Here is a 20,737-nt window from a genome sequence, read left to right as displayed (position 1 = left end):
ATATATAGGATTTTCGTAAATTGGGGTGATGTTGATCGACAACCTCACCTACGCCTCGTTGGAAGCGGAGGTGATTGGTCGCCTGCGCCGCGACCTCTCTCCGGAATATCGGTATCACAACGCCGAGCATACGCTCGATGTGATTGAGGCTGCCGAACGCCTGTCCAGAATGGAAGGTTTGGACGAATCCGATCGCCTGCTGATCCGGACCGCGGCCTTGTTACACGATACCGGCTACCTGGAAGGCAGGAAAGAACATGAAGTCATCAGCCAGCGAATCGCACGTGATTACCTGACCCGGTTGAATATCGACGAAGAACAGATCCGAAAGGTCGAGCGGATGATCGCGGCAACCCGGGTGCCGCAACAACCACAGGATCTGTTCGACCGTATCCTGTGCGATGCGGATCTGGATTACCTCGGCCGGGAAGATTATTTCCCTCTAGCCAGCCGGATGTACGCGGAATTCCTGCACGACGGAACGGTACGGAACGAGGCCGAATGGCTCGAGCTTCAAGTGAAATTCCTGGGTGCGCACCGGTATTTCACGGACTCCGCCAAGCGAACCCGCGAAGCGGGACTGAACCGACAGTTGGAGTCACTCCGTGCTCAATACGAACGATCCCGTTCCGCTGCCCGGGCCTGATCACTTCAGACCTTCCACGAAGTACATCTCGATCCAGCCTTTGTTCTTGGCTTCAACCTTTCCGCGGGGTGTGCAATCGAAATGATCCTTGACAAGTTCGTATGTGGTGCCGCTGATGTTCACCTTGCCGGTGGCGCCGCTGCTTTCCATTCGTGAAGCAGTATTGACGGTGTCGCCCCAGATATCATACGCGAATTTCTTGATGCCTACGATACCGGCCACAACCGGTCCGGTATGGATCCCCAGGCGTAATTCAAAATAGGGCAGCCCCTGGCTGATCCGCTTCTGCTTGTTCTGTTCGATGAATGCCTGGAATTCCAGACCGGCCTTGATCACGTCGACCGGATGCGTACCATTGGGAACCGGCAAGCCCCCGGCGCACATGTAAGCGTCGCCGATGGTCTTGATCTTTTCGATACCGTACCGGGAAACGATGCGATCGAATTCGCTGTAGCAATCGTTGATCTCCCGAACCAATTCCTCCGGACTAAGCCGTTCGCTGGCTTGGGTGAAATTCTTGAAGTCGGTGAACATGACCGTCACCGAATCGAAGTTGCGTGCTTTGGCGGTGCCGGTCGCTTTGAGCTCTTCCGCGGTTTCTTCCGGCAGAATGTTGAGCAGCAGTTCATCGCTGCGTTTCTTCTCCCGTGAGATGCGGTTCCGCTGGCTGAAGAACACACCAGCGAAGAGCAGGACAACGGCGAAACCGCCGATGAAGCCATTCTTGACCAGGCGCTGGCGCCGTATTTCCGCCTGTTGGAGTTTCTGATCTTTCGTCAGCAGGTCGATCTGTCCTTGTTTCTTCTCGATCTCGAAGTTGAATGTAAGACCCTGGAGCTTTTTGTCGGTGTCGATGTTGTACAGCGTATCCTTGACTCCGATCAAAAGGTTCTGATACTTGAAGGCCTTGGTGAAATCTCCCAGTCTCGCATAGACTCCGGAAAGGCCTTCGTAGATCTCTTTGAGGCTGTAGTTGGAATTCGTCTCCTTGGCCAGGGATTCCGCTTCAAGGTAGGCGTTAAGGGCGGTACGGGTTTCGCCCCGCAGTTGAAGTGTCTTGGCGATGCCGAGCATCGAGATGGCCATGTCGTTCCGCAGGTCGAGACTCTTGGCGATGTCGTAGGCCTGCTTTTGGTAGCGGTAGGCCGCGTCGTATTCCTGGCGCATCTGGTAGACCTTGCCCAGGTCGTTCAGGGCATAAGGCAGATCCTCGGTTCCATCATAGGCCTTCGCGGCTTTTTCGAAGTACACCTGGGCGGAATCGTATTCATTGCTGTTCAGCCAGATCTCGCCGATGTTGACGCAGGCGGTTCCGTAGGTGGTAAGGTCGTCGATTGCTAGGCTCAATGGTAATGCCCGTCCGAGGTATTTCAGTGCCTGAGGATAGGTGATGGACTTGTTTGCGAACACGGCACCGATGTTGATCAGCGCGGTCGTGGTCCGCAGGGTGTCGTTGATCTCTTCCGAGATCTTGAGTGATTGCAGGAAGTATTCCAGGGCTTTCGAGTCTTCACCCTGGTTGTAATAGACATTGCCGATGTTGCTGTACATGTTGGCAACGCCGCGCCGGTCACCGATGGAATCAAAGACGGCTTGTGCTTTTTCATAATTCTGGATGGCGTCGAAGTAATTCCCCAGATTGAATTTGGCGATACCGAGCCATTTGTAACCTTGCGCGACACCTTTGCTGAATTTCAGTTGCTCCGAAAGTTTGAGCATTTGTTCGCTGTAGTCGAGGGCTTCCGTTGGCGAAGTAGCCATACTCGACTTGGCCAGGGTGAAAAGCAGGTTCACACGATTGGTGTCCGCTGGCGCAGTTGCCAAGGCGTTCTTAAGGCTGTCGGCTACGGGATCCTGTGCAAAAAGGGGATGCGTGAGCAGCAGGACGATGAATAAAAGGTAGTGCGAACACTTCATGAAGTACCGGCGAATGATGGGACAATTTAATCAATTTCAATGAAAGCTTCAGCGATTGAAACCGGTGTTTAGACTGTATTTCCAATGCAAAAGGCCGTCTTGCGGGACGGCCTTTTGCATTGGAAAAATGTTGTCGCTGATGTTTAGCGCTGCTCTGTCAGGATCAGTTTGGTCACAACCGACTCCGAACCATTGGTCAGGCGGACAAAGTAGATTCCGGCGGCCCATTGTGCAGAGGGAATCTCCACCAGATAGGGTAGGCCGGTTTCGGTTTGTCCGTTCCAGAGCGTTGCCATACGGGAACCGCTGAGGTCATAGACTTCCAGCGTTGTCAGTTGTCCCAGTCCGCCCAGGAATACAGCGGTTGCATTACCATCGGTCGGGTTAGGGTAGACCATGACCGGCTCGAGTTCGTAAGCCGGAACTTCGTCCGGAACCGGTTCGACTTCGGTTTCCCGACTGCCGCCCGAAGAACTCGAGAAGCCGGCGAGTACTTTGCAACTGTTGAAGCCGGTCAATACAGCCGATACAGCGGTGTTGACATCCGTAGCGGATGGTGTCGTGCAAGCGCCACCCAATACGCGGTTGGCCAGTACAAGCAGATCATTCACGGTATTGGCGCTTCCCAGTGCTGAAACGACAGAGGACGGCAGCGAATAAACCTGCTTGGTGCCGGGAACGGCAGTGCCGCCGCTGCAGGAGGTCGCGTTATAGGTCGTCAGGTAGCGGGCGGTGATCCGAACACTGCCCAAGGCCGGCTGAAGGCGAATGCTGAGACCCAAAGCAATCGTATTCGACAACAAACCGTTTTTGAATTTGCTGCTGCTCAGGTAGGATGTTCCGGTTGCGCCGGAGCAGGATACGCAGCCGCTCGGCAACGAAGCGTACGTCGTTCCACCGGGCATCTTGGAGCGGAGACAACTGCCTTCCGACGTGCCTATCGTCACCAGTCGGGAACCGCTTCCGTTCACGAGTGGGGTGGTGAGCGCGGAATTGATCAGCGTCAGGCTCGAAGCGCCTGTACAGGAAGTGGCGGTGGTGCTGCCCCAGAAGGATTGAACATACGTACAGTATTCATCGCAACGTGAACTCACGGTAAGTGAACAAGAATTGCTGACGTTATACGTGGTATTGGTTACCGTAAGTATGAAGGTTCCGGAAACTCCGCTGCTGCCGGCCTGGTAGGTAGCGCAAAGGCTGTTTTGTCCGCCGGTCATGCTCCAGGAATTATTCGAAGAACTGACATTCCAGGAATAGCTGTTACCACCGCTTGCGGTAGCATTGATGCTATTTCCGCCGATGCCGCAAAGGGGTAGGGTTGACGGCATGCTGATGTTACAGGTGATCGGCGTGAGGACCGTCAAGGTTCCGTTCACGAGGCTGATGTTATAGTTGTCAGAAGCTCCACCCGTAAGCGTAATGGGGTAATTGCCCGGGCTAGAACTGCTGGTAGCCGTTGTTGCGATCGTCGGTTGTGAAATGGCGGATGGGCCTTCGTTGTTCACGAATCCGGTATAGGTGATCGTTAACGACGGGACAGACGTTCCGCCTACCATGGTCTTGTTGTCGGCTCTGGCTTCCAGATTCGCTTTGTCGATCCGCAAGTTGCCGTCGTGCAACAAGAGGTTATAGTTGTCTGCCTGGCCGCCGGAAAGGGTGATCGGATAATTGCCGGCCGGACTCGTCGCCTCGGCGGAGGTAGAAGCCGTAGGTGCGGTGAGGGCCGCGGGACCATCGTTATATACGAAGCCCGCGTAGCTGAGCGTCAGGGCAGGGTTGGCTGCACCGTAGGTTCGTGATTTATCGTCAGCCGTGATGTGGAGGTCCGCCTTAGCGACATCCAGATCGCCTTGCTCGAATTGCGTTATATAATTCGATGGCTGCAACAACGGCATGGATTGGATCCGTACACCGAACGACCCCGCACCGGGCGGATTGACCACAGCATTCTGGGCGTCGACTACTTCGAATACGGGAGGTCCTGCGAATACGGGGCTGTCGGCATCCTGATACTGATAACCCGAAACCGTATAGGTGAAGGCGGGCGATTCGCCATAGGTAGCTGATTTGTCATCCGCTTTCACCGTCAGCGTAGCCGGCTCGATCGTCAGTTCGCCCAAGCCGTAAGAAATCGAGAAGTTGCTGCTCACGAAGGCTCCGGGAACGATGCTCCAGGTACCGACCGTGGTGCCGGTTACCATGTTGACGGACTTCAGGTCATAGAGCGAATCGCCGGGAGGCGCCGCGTAAATGTCCGTGGAGTCGATGATGATCGCCATGTTATCATTGCTGCCCAGGTTCACGTTGGAACTGTTGAGCACCGGGTAGCCGTTGGTAACAACCCGACCATTGGTCACCACGCGTCCGTTGGTCACTACGCGACCATTGGTTACTACGCGACCATTGGTCACGACACGACCGTTGACGCCGGCGCGAGGGCTGTACAAAGTGGCATACAAGGTGTCGCCGGTATAGGTGGCCATCGAATCGACATAAGAGAAAATCGAAGCGGGCGCGACATCCACGACAATCGTCGTGTCGTACTCGATGCCGTTCGTTACCACCCGTCCGTTCGTCACGACCCGCCCGTTCGTTACCGCCCGTCCGCTGGCTACCATGGCCAGGTTCTGCAGGTCGATATTCGTGACTACCCGGCCATTCGTCACCACCCGGCCGTCCACAAGCGCCAGCACGTTGGAGAGCTGGGAATTGTGCGTCTGCTTGATGTCGCCCAGGAAATTGGCGCGCAGGGAAGGATCGATGTTGGTGTCGTCGTAGTCGTAGTTGAATTGGAATCCTTCGATCTTGTCGCCGTAGGTAAGTGTTGTATCCCGAGGCGTGATCACGATCGGCATCGGATCAATGGTAAGGAGCCCATTCACGAATGAGTAATTGAACAGGGTCTGGTATCCCGGATCCGTGAAGACGTTGGATGGTTGGATGAAGAAGAGGCCGGTATTACTGGCACTGGTCGCGGAACTCGTGAACGTAAGCTGGTCGAGTCCGAGATCGGTCAGCGTGAATCCGGAAGACGCCAGTGGAACTCCGTCGACCGTGATGGTAGCCGTGAACTCCGGCAACTGCTCACCGTATTTTTTCGTCTTGTCATCGGCAGTGATGACGACCTGCTTCTTGACAGGCGAAAAGAAATACAAGGTGTCGGAGTAGCCGCCGTCGTTGATGTTCGGTACGATGGGAGGAGTATAAACACTGAGCGGGTAGTTACCGAAGAAGGGAGGTACGGTAGCCGAGAGCACGTTTCCATTCACGAAACTGGTCGGTAGCACGCTGCCGTTGAACATGACCACCGACTGTGTCGTAAAGAACTGGCCATACACGCTGGTGTTGAAGGTGGAGGTGCCGGGGGTGATGCCGCTGGGCACGACCAGGGAATCGAGATCCGGGGTCGGAGCCGCGAAGGTCTTCAAGGCCGCGTAGGCTTGAATGTAACCGGCGCCGCTGGCAAAATCGAAGCCCGGCGCGTCCATGTCGAGCGCTGTAGTTTGCAACAGGTTCCTGACTTCGGACGGACTCAGGTCGGTTCCGTAAAACTTCTGTTTGCCCTGACGGAGCAGTGCGCCGACCGCTGCCGCATGCGGAGCAGCAGCCGAGGTTCCGAAGAAATTCGGGAAGGGGTCGTTGTCAACGTTCGGGGCTCCGAGATTAACGGTCGTGTTACCACCGTTCGGTGCGACAAGATCCGGCTTGTTCCGGATGGCGCCGTCAACGAGCGTACCTCCGCGCGAGGAGAAATTCTGCACCAAGGGAGGGCTCACGCCGAAGGGAGGCGTATTGAAGTAGTTGGACGCACCCAGGGTGATCGCGCCGTTCGCGTTGCCCTGTCCGGTGATGGTCGAACTTCCGGTGGTGTGTTCGTTGAAAATGATCTCGCCGCGGTAGACGATCAATTTAAACCGGGCAGCCTGGTTGCCGGCGGCACGGATGACCGAGATATTCGCCTGGACATTGGAAGTGCCCGGGACGATGAACGGCAGCACTTCAAGCGGATCACCACCCAGGTTGTTACGGTTGAATCCGAAGTATTGGGTGCCGTACTGATTGGTTAGGTAGATGTCGAAATCGTTGACCGTACCGGTGGATGTCTGGCCAAGCGAGTAAATGGAATCCTGCCATTGCATCACAATGGTGTAGTTGCCTGGAGGCAGGCTGACGCTGAGCAGGTTGTCGTTGCCGCCGAAGTCGTGCGCCTGACCTGCGATGCCCAAGGGGGCGACCATCGGACTGAAAGCGCCTTCGTAGGATTTGTTCCCGAAGTTGCCGGCGGAGGTGAAATAGGTGACACCCATTGCCGCAACGGAATCTACAGCCTTCGCGATCACGCCATCCTGATAGAACGGTGAGGTAAGGAAGGTCACATCATCCACGATTACGTCGCAACCCTGCTGGGCGCATTCGATGATTCCAGAAGCGAGGTCGCCTTCACTGATCACACCCGTGCGGAACGCGAGCGGTGATCCGGGTGCGACATCGTGCACGATCTGAAGCATGGCGCGGCCTTCATCGGTACGGCTGCCATAAGGATAATCCTTGAGCACTTGCACCGGTGTGTTGCGACCGGACGGGTTGCCGGAACCGGGCAAGTCGCCGTTCGAGACATCGATGTTGGCATTGTCGCCAGGCAGCGTATTATAGCTGTCGGACAAAACGCAAACCTTGACTCCGCTGCCGTCCAACTGGAAGCCGGCACGGGCGAGATCGGAGGTCTGTGCCTTATCACCTTGAGACAGGGCGATACCACTGTTGTTCAGGGCGGGATAGACCGGACGGACGTAGTTGATCCAATCCGAAGCAGGCGGCACCGTGAGGTTGATCAGGTTGGCAATCGGGAATTTCCCTGTGATGATCAGGGGGTTCAAGCCATTGGGGATCGTATCCGTAAGCCCATAACCAGGCGCCTGATAGATCAGGCTCTTCAGTTGTGCGGTGAAGCCTTCGATCGAAATGATCTCAATGTACACGGAGTCTTCCGCGAAAGTGAAGATATCGCTGATGGTATCGGAGCCTACTGAGTAGTTGTTGTAAAGCGAGCTCAATTCACATCCGATCTTTTCGACGTACTTGCCGCCGGGACAGGGAACGTAGTACGGCAGAATACAGGGTCCCTCTTCTATGGATACGGAATCAATCGCCGTACAGCCGTTGGCAGGATCGGTAACCGTCAGGTAGTACATGCCGATGCCATTGATGAGCGGAGAATCGGTTCCGGCATCCGCGACGATGTTCCCGTTAGTCGTGGTCCAACTGAACTGTGCTCCGCTGGTAGCCGAACTGCCTTTCAGTTCGAGCTCCGTAATGGTGCAGGTAAGGGCGTTGGTATTGCCGGCCTCCGCGTCGGGAGCGGTCTGGTTCAGGCCGACCTGAACCTGGTCGGTAGCCGTACACCCGGTGGTGGTATTGGTGACTGTCACCGTATAGGTGCCGGGTCCATCGACCGTGGCATTGGCGCTATTACCACCGGATACGATAGAGGGCCCGCTCCAGGAATAGCTCACGCCGCCGGTAGTCGAAGAGGCGGTGAGGGAAGCGTTGGTGGAACCGCAGGTGATGGTTTGGTCCGCTCCCGCGTTCGCATTCGGAGCGGATGTATTGTTTGTTACCACCATGGTGTCGCGTGCCGTGCAACCGCCGCTGGCAGTAGTAACGGTGAGGACATAGGTGCCGGCGGCACTGACCGTAGCTACGGCGCTGCCGGCATTCGTAATCGTATTTCCATTCAGCGATGTCCAGGCATAGGTCACGCCTGCTGTCGAAGAAGAGCCGTTCAACGAAGCGGATGGTTGAAGACAGGTGAGTGACTGATCAAGACCGGCCGAAACATTCGGTGTGCTGCACTGGATGAAAGGAGCGAACGCGATGGTCACGTTGCTACAGATATTGACCTGTGTTCCGCTCCACAAGGCTCCGGTAATCGAAGCGTAATTGTTGGAGCCGGTACCGACGTTGATGCCGGCGTAGGGAGCGTAAACGGTGCCCATCCACTGGCTACGGCGGCTACCGGAAGTTCCGTTCGCAAGGAGGAATGAGAATGGTCCTGAACCACAGGTACTGCCGGTGCCATGCGTCTCCGTGAATATCCGGGAGGCCGATCCGCCGTTGATGATATCGACCAGGTTCTTGTTCAGGTCAATGTCGCCGTGAACGTAGATCAGAAAGTTGCCTGAAGCGGAATTCTGGAAGTCGAATTTGAATGTGTTGAAGGAGCCGCTGTTCCGGATGGAACTGAACACATAGACTCCCGGTCCGGCAAGTGTCAAGGTCTTGTTCCCGCTCAGACAGACACTGCCGTAACTTCCCGGTGTGATCGTTCGGGTGGAATTGATGGTCGTGGTGCCGGCAGCCGGAAAAGTGACGATGGTGGGCGCTGCAGGAAGGATAGGCAGGTTGGGGCTTGCGGTCACCACACCGCCGGTTGGCGTGGGGCCCGAATAGGTTTTACCGGAAGGACGGGTAACCACTCCATTCACGCTGCCACCGGAGATCGTAATGTTTCCGTTGACGTCGATATTGCCGGTAATGACGGTGCTGGAACCGGCAGACATGATGTTGCCCGACGCGTTGCCGGCGTTCGCCGCAGTGATGTTACCGGTGACCGTGTTGTTGGTCGCAAGCGAAATCGTACGACCGGAATGAATGCCGCCATTGATCAAGACGTTTCCGGTGGTTTTCACCAACGTATAGGATCCGATACGTCCAGCCTGAATGTTGGAACCGGAATTGATTTGTACCGCGCAGCCGGGTGAGGGAGGAGTGGAAAGACCTGCACCGCCGGGGCAGTTTCCGAATCCACCGAACAAGACATAGTCGGTGATCTGGGTTTGAGCTTGAGTCGCAAGCGAACCGCCCAGCACCATCAGGGTGAGGAGGAAAGCCCGGTAGAATCGTTTGGGGTGCATGCCGGAGAAAATGAGATTCCGGCACTTTGGGAGTGTAGCGTGTGTTTTCATGATAAATGTCCGTCAAAAAAGTTCGGGAAAGTTAGTTAAATTAACTGGCTATCAGGTTGTTTGCTAATAATTAGGACGAATATCATTGTGTTAATTTTTAAAAATTACTACACCCGATTTTTCGACTGAATTTCAACTTTTTAAATCATGCTTAAGTATTAGCTGTTGCTGTAACTTGGTGAACGATCACCATGGTTTGACGAAAAAAAAACGCCGGTCTGCAGCAGACCGGCGTTGGAAGTTCAGGTGGGCTTGGCTTATTGTCGGACCAATCGCGCTACACCTTGTTGAGATGGGGTCATGATCCGCAGGAGGTAGACTCCTTGCGACAACTTGCTCAGGTCGGCGCTGTACCATTGATCGTGCAATGGACTAACGGGTACGGAGAAGCTGCGACCCGCCATGTCCAGTAACTCAAGCGTGGTGAGCGGGCTGCCGGTTTCCGGCAAATGGATGAATGCACGATCGTTTGCAGGATTCGGTACGATGGCGATGTCGGCCGGTGACAGGATCGGCGCGATCGAAGTGGTCATCGAGGAACGGCAGGCATTCTCCAGAACAGGGGTCGCGTCTTCCGCCATTTCATTCACCAGATCGATTACCCGACTGATGCAGATCGTAGTATCGGTGATCGAAGAGAAATAGATCCGGACCAACGGCTGGAAGCCGGTGGAACGATCGAGCATGGAATCCTGCAAGGAGACGGCGAAGACTTGTGACGAACCCGTCAGGAAGCGTACGTCGACCGGGAATTCGACCGGGTTGGCAAGACTAACCACGCTGCTGATGTTGATGCCACTCATTTCGAACTGATAACCTTTCAGACCATACAGCGGGTTGCGGATCGCCACGTCGAGATAATTCGCGCTGAAGTCGATATCGGTAATGGTCAACGCCATGGAATCATTCGGGTTGACGATGCTGCGCGGGAACTGGCAGTGATTGTGTACGCTTCCGCCCGGATGGTTGGGGTTTCCGTTACGGCACCAGTTCACCAGCGCGGCATCCATGACCGATAGTTCTCCGTCGGCATTGAGGTCATAGCAGGTGGCCGATGGGAAACTTGATTGGATCATGTCGAGGTAGGTTTCGACATCCTGGGCGTTGAGGGTTTGGTCGGAGTACGTATCGCCAAAATATCCCGGTCCGTTACAGATCCCGTTACAATCCGGCTCACTGGCACCGCCTGGAAGTCCCGCACAGTCGACATAGGGCGCACAGGAAGGCAGGAGCGTGAAGTTCGGCATGGCACCCGGTGCGGGACGCGTGATGTTGATGCAGACTTGCAACGCGTTGTTCAGGAAATTCTGCTCGTAACGACCCAGGGCATCGGGCAGGTGACGTGCATTGATGATGATCGCCACACGGTAGTCGCCATCCGGAACATCGGTCAGGTCGAGCCACTGACATTGGGTGCCTGCGCCATAAACGTCATAGCATCCCGAGGAGATACCCATGTTTCCGCAGCTATACTGTCCCATGCCGCAGAGGTCCATCACACAGAATCCGTTCTTGTGACCGGCAGGCACGATGTTACCGTTCAGGTCGAACAGGCGATAATCACCGTAGCCTTCGTAGTGGGCATGACCATGGCAGTTGTTCAGGTTGAACATGTTCGGCTGGGTCTGCGGCGTGCCGATGTAATAATCCTGAGGACCGATGTTGTCGATCTTGGAGGTAAAGCGGAGCACATAGCGCTGACCGTAACCTGTCACGCAGCCTTCCGCCACATCGCAGGTCGCGGCATTGTGAGCGGCCATTGACAGACTGCTCACGAACGAAACGGAATCGAACCGAAGATCGGGTCCTGCACAGCCCGGATCGGGGAAGTAGATACAACTGCCGTCATCGATCACGGCTAACGGATTGTAGTTACACGCGCTCTGATCGGTGCAACCCTGAACCGGACCCACATAACTGAAGGAGAAATCGATCGGACCATTGCAGTCGTCGTTGTTGTCGCCGATTCGGAAGTAATAGGGTGTTCCGGCAACGAGCATCACGTTCAGGCTGGCCTGTGTGCCGCAGAAATCGTCGTTGAAAGCATAGGATCCCGGCGCATCTTCCGGATAGGGCAAGCCGGGGCAGTTGTCATAGACCCAGATCTTGGTGTTGCAGGTGTTACCCGTACAGGTGGATAGATTGTAGGTGCCGGTCTGACCAGGTGTAAAGGAATACCAGGAATCGTCAAACAGCGTGGTGTACGTGCCGGTATTGATCGGCAGCGGCCCGGTGCAATAGGCTCCGGGCGGACAGTTGAACTGGAATGTGGCCTGGCTGCCGAAGGCGTTGCCGGAAGTGGCTAGCGCTCCGTCGATATACAACCAGTAACCGCCCGGTGCATAGATGCCGTCGCCATAGCTGTCGTGCATGATGAACTGGGTGCAGGTATTCGACGGTACACAAAGCGTGTCGCCAACCGGACCACCCGAACCGAGTAAGGTTCCGGAGATGTCGTAGATCTCCCAACTGATTTCATTGGGATAATTATCCGGAATGATCTGGACGATCACTTCACTGTTGCCACCGGGGCAGGTGGCGTTTGATCCGGAAGTCAGGAGTAGGGAGCTCAGCAGGAGCAGGCAGAGGAAACGTACTTTCATGAAAGATGGATTGATTCGGCCTAATTTACGGGAATATTGTCATGCCGGAAACCCTGCATATGACCGTTTCAATGTTTTCTCCGGTCTGGAATCAGAGTGCAAAGGGTTCTTTGATTTGTCCGGTTATTCGTTGGCCAACTCTGCTTTTTCCCGGCTAAGAATAGAAGAGTATGCGGCACAGGAGCAGTTTCTAGTTTAACTGGAACTTGAAGATGACGCTGCGTAATGATGTCAGCACCGGTGCGATTATGTCGGACTACTCTACAGTTCTAAATAAAAGGATGTTTTCTATCTTGGTTAAGGTGAAACGAAGTTGGCATGTACTTCCGAAAGCGTCGTTTCTTGCTGGTTAAACCACATACACTTAACGCTCCAGCAGGAAGGGTGATTTGTTTGATTGGGCCCGCTTTATATATCAGAGTGAAAGCAGCAGCGGACGAATCGCTGTTACCAGATGGAATTTTGATCTTCTTAGAATAAATTGTGAGCTCATTTCGCCATCGTAAATCCTGCCAGCACATGCTTATGCTTCGCACCTGCTTCTTTTGTCTGGTATCCCTCTTACTGACGCGTTCGGCTTCCGCTCAGCAAGCGATTGTTACCTACGCGGGAAATTCCGGAAATGAAACATTCTACGATGTCGTTCAGCTATCCGATCAGACGTTTCTCGTATGCGGCTATGCAACAGACCTGAACTGGTTACCGGTGGGAGTTCCCACCGCCGTACTACCGGCTACCGGAATCAACAATGGTCTGGGTACATCGAAGTATGGATACCTGCTCCACCTCTCGTCTGACCTTTCGCAGATTCTGCATGTCCTCCATTTCCCCCAAGGTGCAGTGGAAGACATCCGTTTTATCAAGACCTCCAATGCGCCCGGGGAGCCGACCGGCAACTTGTACATCAGCGGAAACACACTGGATACGGAACCCAACGACGGGGGCTATTTCATTGCCAAGTTGGATAACAATTTCGTGAATGGAGTCCCCACCACGCTCAGCTGGGTTCGCAGGGTGTGGGCGGAAGGTTATCCGAAGGACTATCATCCCTGGGATGTAAATGGCAACGGTGAAATCTACTACATCCTCGGGCAATCGCATGCATACGATTGGGCGGCGATCTATTGTCTGGATGCGAGTGGAGAGCGGAAGGTAGTGGAGAATTGGAGAACGCATTGGAAAGTCGCCGGTGGCGAGTGGAAAGGTTTTCCCGCATCCGCCTATCCGGGAGGACGAGACTCGCTGGCCTACAGTGGCATCGTACTCAAAGCATGGGGACGTTGCGACCTGCGTTCCTGGACGCAGAACGACTACGACCTTACGGAACCGGATGGTAACGGTGGATGGAAGAAGGGTCGTTGGCCACTCGATGTGTTGTACGATGGCCCATGCGATCCAAACAACCCGGTAACGAATTCGCCCGGCTATACAGGATACAGCCTGGAATCCTGCTGCCCGGTATATGGCGGCTCCAGCATTGTTGTGGATCGGCGATCCGGTGACTTGTACATCGGCATGAACATGAAATCGGTTGGTCCGACCGGCAGTCCTGATTTCGAATCGGCGGTTATCGCCATGGACCCATCCGGTGCCTTGCGCTGGTGGAGCCGACTTTATCACGAGATCACACCGGCGGGTGATACAATGGTGTCTATTCCGGATCAATACATCGACGGCCTGGCGATCGATTACTCTACCGCATCGGGAGTGAACACGCTGGTCGTGGACGCGCGCTGTCATGGCAATAACACCGAGAACCTGTGGGAAGGCAATGTGATTGCGGCTAATCCTTCAGCGCAGGGTTTCCAGAATAATTTCACCGGCACCAACGGCAACATTCACATCAGTTGGTTGGGTAAGTTGCGGCTGAGCGACGGAGTCCTCCTGCATTCGACCTATGTGGCCGAATATGCGGAAGGTACCGGTGCTTTGGGCACCCCGTTGGCCGACCCCAATCTCGACGGATGGCCCAATCCGAATTCCGGATGGCCGGATGTGAACACAACACGCCTTGCGAAGAATAATCTTAAAGTGACTGCCGCGGGTTGGGTTTGTGTAACCGGGCTTGGACGCCGTACGATCACAACGGCCAATGCCTACCAGAAAATGGTCAAGCCTGGTAATGGCGGGTTGAGTTGCTGGAACAGCTTTATTCGTGTATACAAGAATGACCTGTCAGCTCCCCTGTACAGTTCACTCATTGTCGGCCAATGGGACACGCTGACACAGCAAGGCGGAGGTAACACCGAGCTTTTCGGGATTTTCAAAACGGAAGGAGGAGTCGTAGGTGTCGGACGACAACAGGCCGATGGGTCTGGAGTTCCACTAGGAAATGACATACCGGTTACACAGGTTCCTTCCTGGGGGCAGTCAACACCTGCAGGGGAGGCTGCGATCCTCGTTTTTTATCCGGCCGGCAATCTGGTAAATCCGTTGGATAATCCTGGAGTTACTACGGGCGTCCCTGATGCAGCATCCAAATCCGCTTTCGTCTATCCCAACCCGACGACTGGTATGGTGAGCGTCAGTGGAGTTTGGGCTGCGCAGTCGATCACACTACTGGATTATACCGGCAGACAACTTGGTTCGTGCAACTGGAGTGAAACCGGAAATGGCTTACGCGTGACCTTGCCGGAGGTTGTGGAAGGAGCTTACCTGTTGTCGGTGAAATCAGCTAGCGGGGAACACCGATTCCCGTTCATCATCAAGTAAGTTTATTCCCGTATCAATCCGGCTGGAACGCGGGATTCGTCAGCAGGGAGTGATCGGTGAGCGACTTCAGGAAGGCGATCACATCATCCATGTCCTGTTGGCTCATGCGACCCTTTGTCGCGCTGCGCAGGTTAGGATCGAGGTTGGCGGCGTAATGAAATCCGGTATTGTAATGGTCCATGACCTCTTGCAAGGTCTGGAACCGGCCGTCGTGCATGTAAGGAGCCGTCAATTCGATGTTCCGTAACGATGGTGTCTTGAACCTTCCCAGATCGGCAGGCAGGAGGGTGATGCGGGCCCGACCGGAATCCACCGCAATCGAATCAAGCCCGGTATTGCGGTATTCGAAGTCGGTAAAGGTGCTTCCCAGTGTGTGGCAATGGGTGCAATCGCCTTTCTGGAAGTCGGTAAAGATATCCAGTCCGCGTTGCTCGGCTGCCGTAAAGGATGCCTGGCCCCGTTGCACCGCGTCATACTTCGATCCGGCCGACAGGATGGTCCGTTCGAACTGCGCGACCGCTTTCATCAGCAAGGCGGTCGTGATGGAATCTGTTTTGAAAGCCTTGTAAAACAGCAACGGATATTCCGGATGCGCCTGCAATTCGGCGATGCAATTGGCCAGGTCTTCGTGCATCTCGACCGGATTCATGATCGGTCCGATCACCTGTGATTCCAGATTCGTTGCCCCGCCATCCCAGAAAAAGTTCCGGGCATAACCGAGGTTGAAGAGCGGCATGGCATTCCGCGTTCCCGGCAGCAGGTCGATGCCAATGCTGAATTGCAGGGTGCTGTCGGTAAAAGCGTACTGCTGTCGGTGGCAGGAAGCGCAGGAGATCGTGTTGTCACCGGAAAGGATCGGGTCATAGAACAGGCGCTTACCCAAGGAGACGCCTTCTACGGTGAGCGGATTATCGACCGGAATCGACAGTTGTGGCAATCCCTGCGGAATCACCAGGCTATAGGGAGTAGGACCGCCGGCAGCGACGAAATTACCTTCATCCTTTTTACAGGAAAACAGGACTAAGAGAAGGGAGACCGGGTAGAGCAGTACGCGTTTCATGTTCCGGATCAGTCGATGGAGGTGATGCGAAAAGCTCCGGGGAAGTTGTTCATCAGGTCGCTCATCCACGGTCGGTCGTCCACGCTTAAGGATTGCCGGATGTTGTTGCCGTTGAAGTCGACGATTGTGTTGGACCCATACAGGCCGTTCAGGTCGAATTCAAGATGAATGGTCTTCTGGTCTGTTTCACCAAGCGTGAACGGTGTAATCGGAATTTCAATTTCAGTCAGTACCGCATCGGTACCGAAATGATAGAGCAGGTCTTGGGTGGCCCCCACAGTGTCCAGGAACTGGCCTTCGTGCTTGAAGAAAATGTATCCGGTGCTCCAGGTCCAGATCATGCCGTTAACGGGATCGAGGTCGCCGCTTTGCGCGCCGGTATGGTTGCTGTCGGCATCGACCCCCAGGTAGAAGCGGACTTTGCAATACGTCCGTTCCGGAATATCCGAATAGGCGAAATTGCAGGTAGTCGTGTCCGCCGCGTTGATCAGATCATAATTCCGAAAATTGTGTACGGAAGAATCGGTTGCTACAAGACGGAAATTGGTCAGGTAGTATTTCAGCAAGTCAATGGAATACGAACTGCCGAAAGCGTTGGTATAGATCAATTGACCAAAAACCACAGGCGAACCGTCCACCACATTGCTGACCTGTACGGTGATCTTGTTGGTAGTGGTGGGGGTCGGATCGGATGTGTCGTCCTTGTCTTTTTTGCACGATGACAGGAACAAGACGAACACGGCAGGTAGAAGGAGTAGCCGGATATTCATGACAGGTAAAGGTAGGGGATTAAGAGTGGGAAGACAAGTGGTTGTGTGTTGTTGTCAGAGCCTTATTCTCTTTTTGAGGTTGGTTTGTCCATTCGGACTTGATATCAACGGACGGTTTACCAGGAACCGGGCGGCTGCCGGCTTCCGGGTGAGCTCAGAGAAAGGCCAATCGGGCCGTCCCGAGAAGTAAACGGATGATCGGCTCCTTTCAGATCGGAGCCGATCATCCGTACTTTTCTTATTTCGATTTTGGTTCGACTTCTACCAGATCCATTCCGCAAACCGGGCAGGAGCCTGCAGCGGTGTAGGAGGTATCACCCTGGCAATTCATCGGGCAGTGCCATTGTGCCTTGGTTGAATCCGTCGCGACAACCAGCTGTTCGTGACTGGATTTCTGACTGGACGGCAGGTTGCAGGCCATCAAAACCGGTAGTAACAGAAATGCGTAGAGGCTTTTTGACAATTGTTTCATCGCTTGAGTAGTTTGATGGTGGTAATCGTATTGTTTTCTTCAATTTTTAACAGGTAAACACCAGCCGGTAGTGCCGAAGCATCCATGCGTTGCATGAACCTTCCGTTGACCGGGGATGTCAAGGTCTGCTGGACAGTAACTCCGGTAATGGTCAGCAGGCTGAGGCGGACGGCCGCGTCTTTTGAAGAACCCGTGATGGTCCAACTGTCATTCGACGGGTTAGGGAAAGAGCTTACGCCCGTTGCCGATCCGGTCATCGAAATATCCGTTGTGCGGGCGGTGACCAGGAACTGTCCCATCATGCCATTGTCCTCGTGACTCAGGATGTGACAATGATACATATACGGCATCATGGCATCACTGAAATCTTCGAACTTCATGATGATCTGAGCCGTTCCACCCATTGGAGCGACCGTCACCACGTCTTTCCTGCCCTGCATGTGAGCGGGCGGAGCTGACCCGTCGATCGAGTTGATATAAAAGTAGTTCCCGTGTATGTGCCACGGATGGGGCATCATGCTTTGATTGGTAAGGTTCCAGATCAATACACTGTCCTGTTCGACCTGGAAGTTGATGACACCTTCATCGAATTGCGCGCCGTTGATGGTGAAATTGGTCATGCTCATCATGGGAACGCCTTGCATGAGAAAGGAGCGACTTCCTGCACCGGTGGTGGGTGTCACCGTATTCGTGGTGAGGGCGGCTGGCAGACTTGTAATAGGATCGGCGGTCGTTGGTTGAACGTTGAATCGCATGATATCGAAATCCGTATTGTCAAGCGGTCCCATGGGCATCATACCCATGCCATCCGGTGGTCCGCCGGGATAGCCTGCAGGCAAACTCGTTCCGAGTTGACGGAGAAAAAATGTACTGCCAGCCTGGCCGCTGAAATCAACGACGATCTCGTAACGTTCGCCCGGACTGACCATTAGCCTGTTCATGCTCACGGGAGCATTCAAAAGACTTTCGTCTCCGGCGATGACGTTGAAATTACGGTTGTCGTTCATGGCCAGATAGAAGAAACGGTGGCTACTGCCATTCAGAATACGGAGTCTGACCATCTGCGCCGGTACATCGAGCTGTCCGTTGATCGCTCCGTTTACCATCACGGCGTTGTCGAGTTCATCGTTCATGACAAGTTGGTTGGTCAACGTGTCGAATGTCTTCCATTGCAATGCCAGCGGGAAGTCATCGATGCCATAACGACGCGGCAGGTTCAACGTGGCTTCTTCCGAATCGCGGACGATGATCATGCCAGCCGCGCCGAGGAGCACCTGCTCCATCGTCTTTCCGTGCAGGTGTGGATGGTACCAATAGGTACCTGCCTTGTCCAGCACTGTGAAATCCGGTTGCCAGGTAGTTCCGGCGAAAATGGGAGTGTGCGGGCTGCCGTCATTCGCAGGTGAAACGTGGAGTCCGTGCCAATGGGTCGTCGTGGTATCCATGAGCATGTTCATAACCTCCATGTTGACATGTTGTCCTTTATTGAGGAGAATGGTAGGGCCCAGGAAGGCCCCGTTATAACCGATCGTTGCGGTCGGTTGACCAGGGAAGAATTGGTAGGAACTGTCGGCTATCATCAAGCTGATGGTACTGCCGGACAGTGTATCGGGAATCGGTACTGTTGTTTGCGCAATCAATCCTGTAGTATGGAACAGGATGAATACGCCGATCATGAGCGTTTTCATTCGTAGGTGAAATTGAGCGTAAGAACTAAAGTCCGGCCACAGGCCATGTGCCGGACGCGAGTCAGGTCAGGGTCTATGATCGCGCAGGAACGGAAGACCCAGGGGAAAAAATCAGATCAGGAAAACGCTGAGCAGGATATGCCGCGGTTCTTTGAAGGGTTCCGGAGGGGAAAAATCAGGATTGAATGTCAACCCGTCGGAAGATACCTGTTCCGAAAATGCGGATGGTACTGCGGATGCAACGAACAGGATGACGGGCGATAATTCAAACAGATGAGATGCGACCGAGGATAATTCTTCGTTCGCTTTTAGCTGGAAGATTTCATCTTTACAACAATTCGAATCCATGGACTTCTTACCGCATTTACAATGCTTGGCAAGTTCTCCGACAACGGTCAAATGGGAAAACTCTCCTTTGCACCAATGCGCGCCGAAGACCACGCCCGAATTCAGCGTGAGAAATAGAATTGCGAAAAAGACCGCCAGGACTTTTCTCATGACGGGAGCAAGATAGAAAAAAGGAGAACATCATCACCTGACCGTTCGCCTCTTCATTTTGGAACAAGTTTGAACTTCAGGACGGATCTTTCATGTTTTGTCAAACAGGGTTGATGGTGTGAAAGCTTACGGAAGCATGCCTGATAAGGTGATGGAGGTGTTTTTTGCCATTTCTAACATTCATGTTCCGACCGGAGAATACTGACTTTAATCAAGGTTTTCCTTGATTCGGGTCATTCGGTAGCTTCACGGTGAAAGGTAGTTTTGAGGGTGAAATCACAGAAGTCGAACCCGATTATACCCTGATCATGAACTCCACCCTGGACTCCTCCCTCATCGGCACGAAAGCCTTTCCGGCCGTATCCATCATTGTGCCCACGCATCCCCAGTATCCGCAATACAAGCTGGATCGGGATCATTTGCAGCATCTGCTTACGGAAGCGGAACAGCAGTTGCTGGAACACCATGGAAAGCAGAAAGCGAATATGATCATGGATCGCTTGCACAGCGCGGTCAATGGTATCAATTTCGGGGCTCTGACGCAGGGCCTGGCGATCTATGTTTCGAGCGAGGTTCAGCGCGTGATCAACCTGCCGTTTGAAGTGACGGAAAAAGTGATCGTCGACGATTCCTTCGAGATTCGCGACCTCCTGTATGCCGCCAAGTTGAACAAGCATTTCCTGGCATTGATCATCAGCCAGAATAAGGTCAGCACCCTGTTCGGATTCGGCAACCTGTTTGTTCCGGTACGGTATGGTAAAATGCCCAAAGGTGTCCGGGATGTGATGAACCAGCATTCACTTCCGGGTTGGGACTACCTCGACACCAAAGCGTATGATGAGAAGAACATCCACAATTACCTGCGCTTCATCGACCAGGTGATCGAAGAAGAGAACCGGGGTTCCGAGTTTCCGGTGATCGTGCTGGGTGATAAGAAGATCAACGGCTACATCCGGAATCATACCCGGAACGGGAAGCATATCATCGGTTACGTTGATGGTAACTACGAACACATCACCTTGCCGGAAATCCGCAAACGGGTCGAGCCGATCCTTCAGCAATTGAGCGAGCAGGAAGAACGGCAGGCACTGGAACAACTGGGCGCCGCGATCGGTAACGGTCACTATGCTGCCGGAGTCGCCGAAGTATGGCGGGCCGCGGCGGAAGCACGGGGCAGGGTTTTGGTGGTTGAAAAAGAATATCGGATCGCGGCCCGTTTCGGGGAGGATAATTATACTATCTTGGTGGATGATGCCGTCGAAACGGCCCGGCATAAGATCGCCGACGCGGTCGATGACATCATCGAAATGGTGCTTCAGAACAACGGCGAAGTCGTATTTGTCGGCAACGGTCGTCTGGAGCAGCAACAACACATCGCGCTCATTACCCGCTATTGACAGCTCCTC

General features: G+C 54.2%; 11 protein-coding genes. 3 read left to right on the top strand and 8 right to left on the bottom strand.

Going from position 1 to position 20,737, the window contains the following annotated elements:
• The first annotated feature begins 28 nt into the window (after positions 1-28).
• A complete protein-coding gene (locus IPJ96_12030) occupies positions 29-646 on the top strand; it encodes an HD domain-containing protein (protein ID MBK7911058.1) in 618 nt (205 codons plus the stop codon).
• Here the strand turns inward: IPJ96_12030 and IPJ96_12025 are convergent, their stop codons facing one another.
• From IPJ96_12025 to IPJ96_12015, 3 genes are all read right to left on the bottom strand, one after another.
• Positions 647-2,563 carry a tetratricopeptide repeat protein gene (locus IPJ96_12025; protein MBK7911057.1) on the bottom strand — a complete coding sequence of 639 codons (1,917 nt, stop codon included), beginning with the start codon at positions 2,561-2,563 and terminating at the stop codon, positions 647-649.
• A gap of 143 nt (positions 2,564-2,706) precedes the next feature.
• Positions 2,707-9,528, bottom strand: coding sequence for a T9SS type A sorting domain-containing protein (locus tag IPJ96_12020; protein MBK7911056.1), 6,822 nt, complete (start codon positions 9,526-9,528; stop codon positions 2,707-2,709).
• Between the two features lie 257 nt (positions 9,529-9,785).
• On the bottom strand, positions 9,786-12,131 hold the full coding sequence (locus tag IPJ96_12015) for a T9SS type A sorting domain-containing protein (protein MBK7911055.1): 2,346 nt from the start codon (positions 12,129-12,131) through the stop codon (positions 9,786-9,788).
• Between the two features lie 519 nt (positions 12,132-12,650).
• On the opposite strand from IPJ96_12015, the gene IPJ96_12010 reads away from it, so the two are divergent.
• Positions 12,651-14,843 carry a T9SS type A sorting domain-containing protein gene (locus tag IPJ96_12010; GenBank protein ID MBK7911054.1) on the top strand — a complete coding sequence of 731 codons (2,193 nt, stop codon included), beginning with the start codon at positions 12,651-12,653 and terminating at the stop codon, positions 14,841-14,843.
• Between the two features lie 13 nt (positions 14,844-14,856).
• Here the strand turns inward: IPJ96_12010 and IPJ96_12005 are convergent, their stop codons facing one another.
• The 5 genes from IPJ96_12005 to IPJ96_11985 all read right to left on the bottom strand — a co-directional run bounded on the left by IPJ96_12005 (position 14,857) and on the right by IPJ96_11985 (position 19,331).
• The gene (locus IPJ96_12005) at positions 14,857-15,903 is read right to left on the bottom strand and encodes a c-type cytochrome (GenBank protein ID MBK7911053.1); all 1,047 of its coding nucleotides are present in this window, start codon (positions 15,901-15,903) and stop codon (positions 14,857-14,859) included.
• Positions 15,904-15,911: 8 nt separating this feature from the next.
• Positions 15,912-16,673, bottom strand: coding sequence for a hypothetical protein (locus IPJ96_12000; GenBank protein MBK7911052.1), 762 nt, complete (start codon positions 16,671-16,673; stop codon positions 15,912-15,914).
• A 238-nt stretch (positions 16,674-16,911) separates the two neighbouring features.
• Positions 16,912-17,145: a hypothetical protein gene (locus tag IPJ96_11995; protein ID MBK7911051.1), complete on the bottom strand. Its 234-nt coding sequence runs from the start codon at positions 17,143-17,145 to the stop codon at positions 16,912-16,914.
• On the bottom strand, positions 17,142-18,833 hold the full coding sequence (locus tag IPJ96_11990) for a multicopper oxidase domain-containing protein (GenBank protein MBK7911050.1): 1,692 nt from the start codon (positions 18,831-18,833) through the stop codon (positions 17,142-17,144). The genes IPJ96_11995 and IPJ96_11990 overlap by 4 nt, the downstream gene beginning before the upstream one ends.
• A 111-nt stretch (positions 18,834-18,944) precedes the next feature.
• Positions 18,945-19,331 (bottom strand): hypothetical protein, encoded by a 387-nt coding sequence (locus IPJ96_11985; protein ID MBK7911049.1) that lies wholly within the window; start codon positions 19,329-19,331, stop codon positions 18,945-18,947.
• A gap of 308 nt (positions 19,332-19,639) precedes the next feature.
• On the opposite strand from IPJ96_11985, the gene IPJ96_11980 reads away from it, so the two are divergent.
• A complete protein-coding gene (locus tag IPJ96_11980; GenBank protein MBK7911048.1) occupies positions 19,640-20,728 on the top strand; it encodes a hypothetical protein in 1,089 nt (362 codons plus the stop codon).
• Positions 20,729-20,737: the final 9 nt, after the last annotated feature.

This window comes from Bacteroidota bacterium (genome assembly GCA_016713765.1).
GTDB classification, from domain to species: domain Bacteria; phylum Bacteroidota; class Bacteroidia; order AKYH767-A; family 2013-40CM-41-45; genus Pollutiaquabacter; species Pollutiaquabacter aromativorans.
This window is presented reverse-complemented; position numbering and strand designations above follow the sequence as displayed.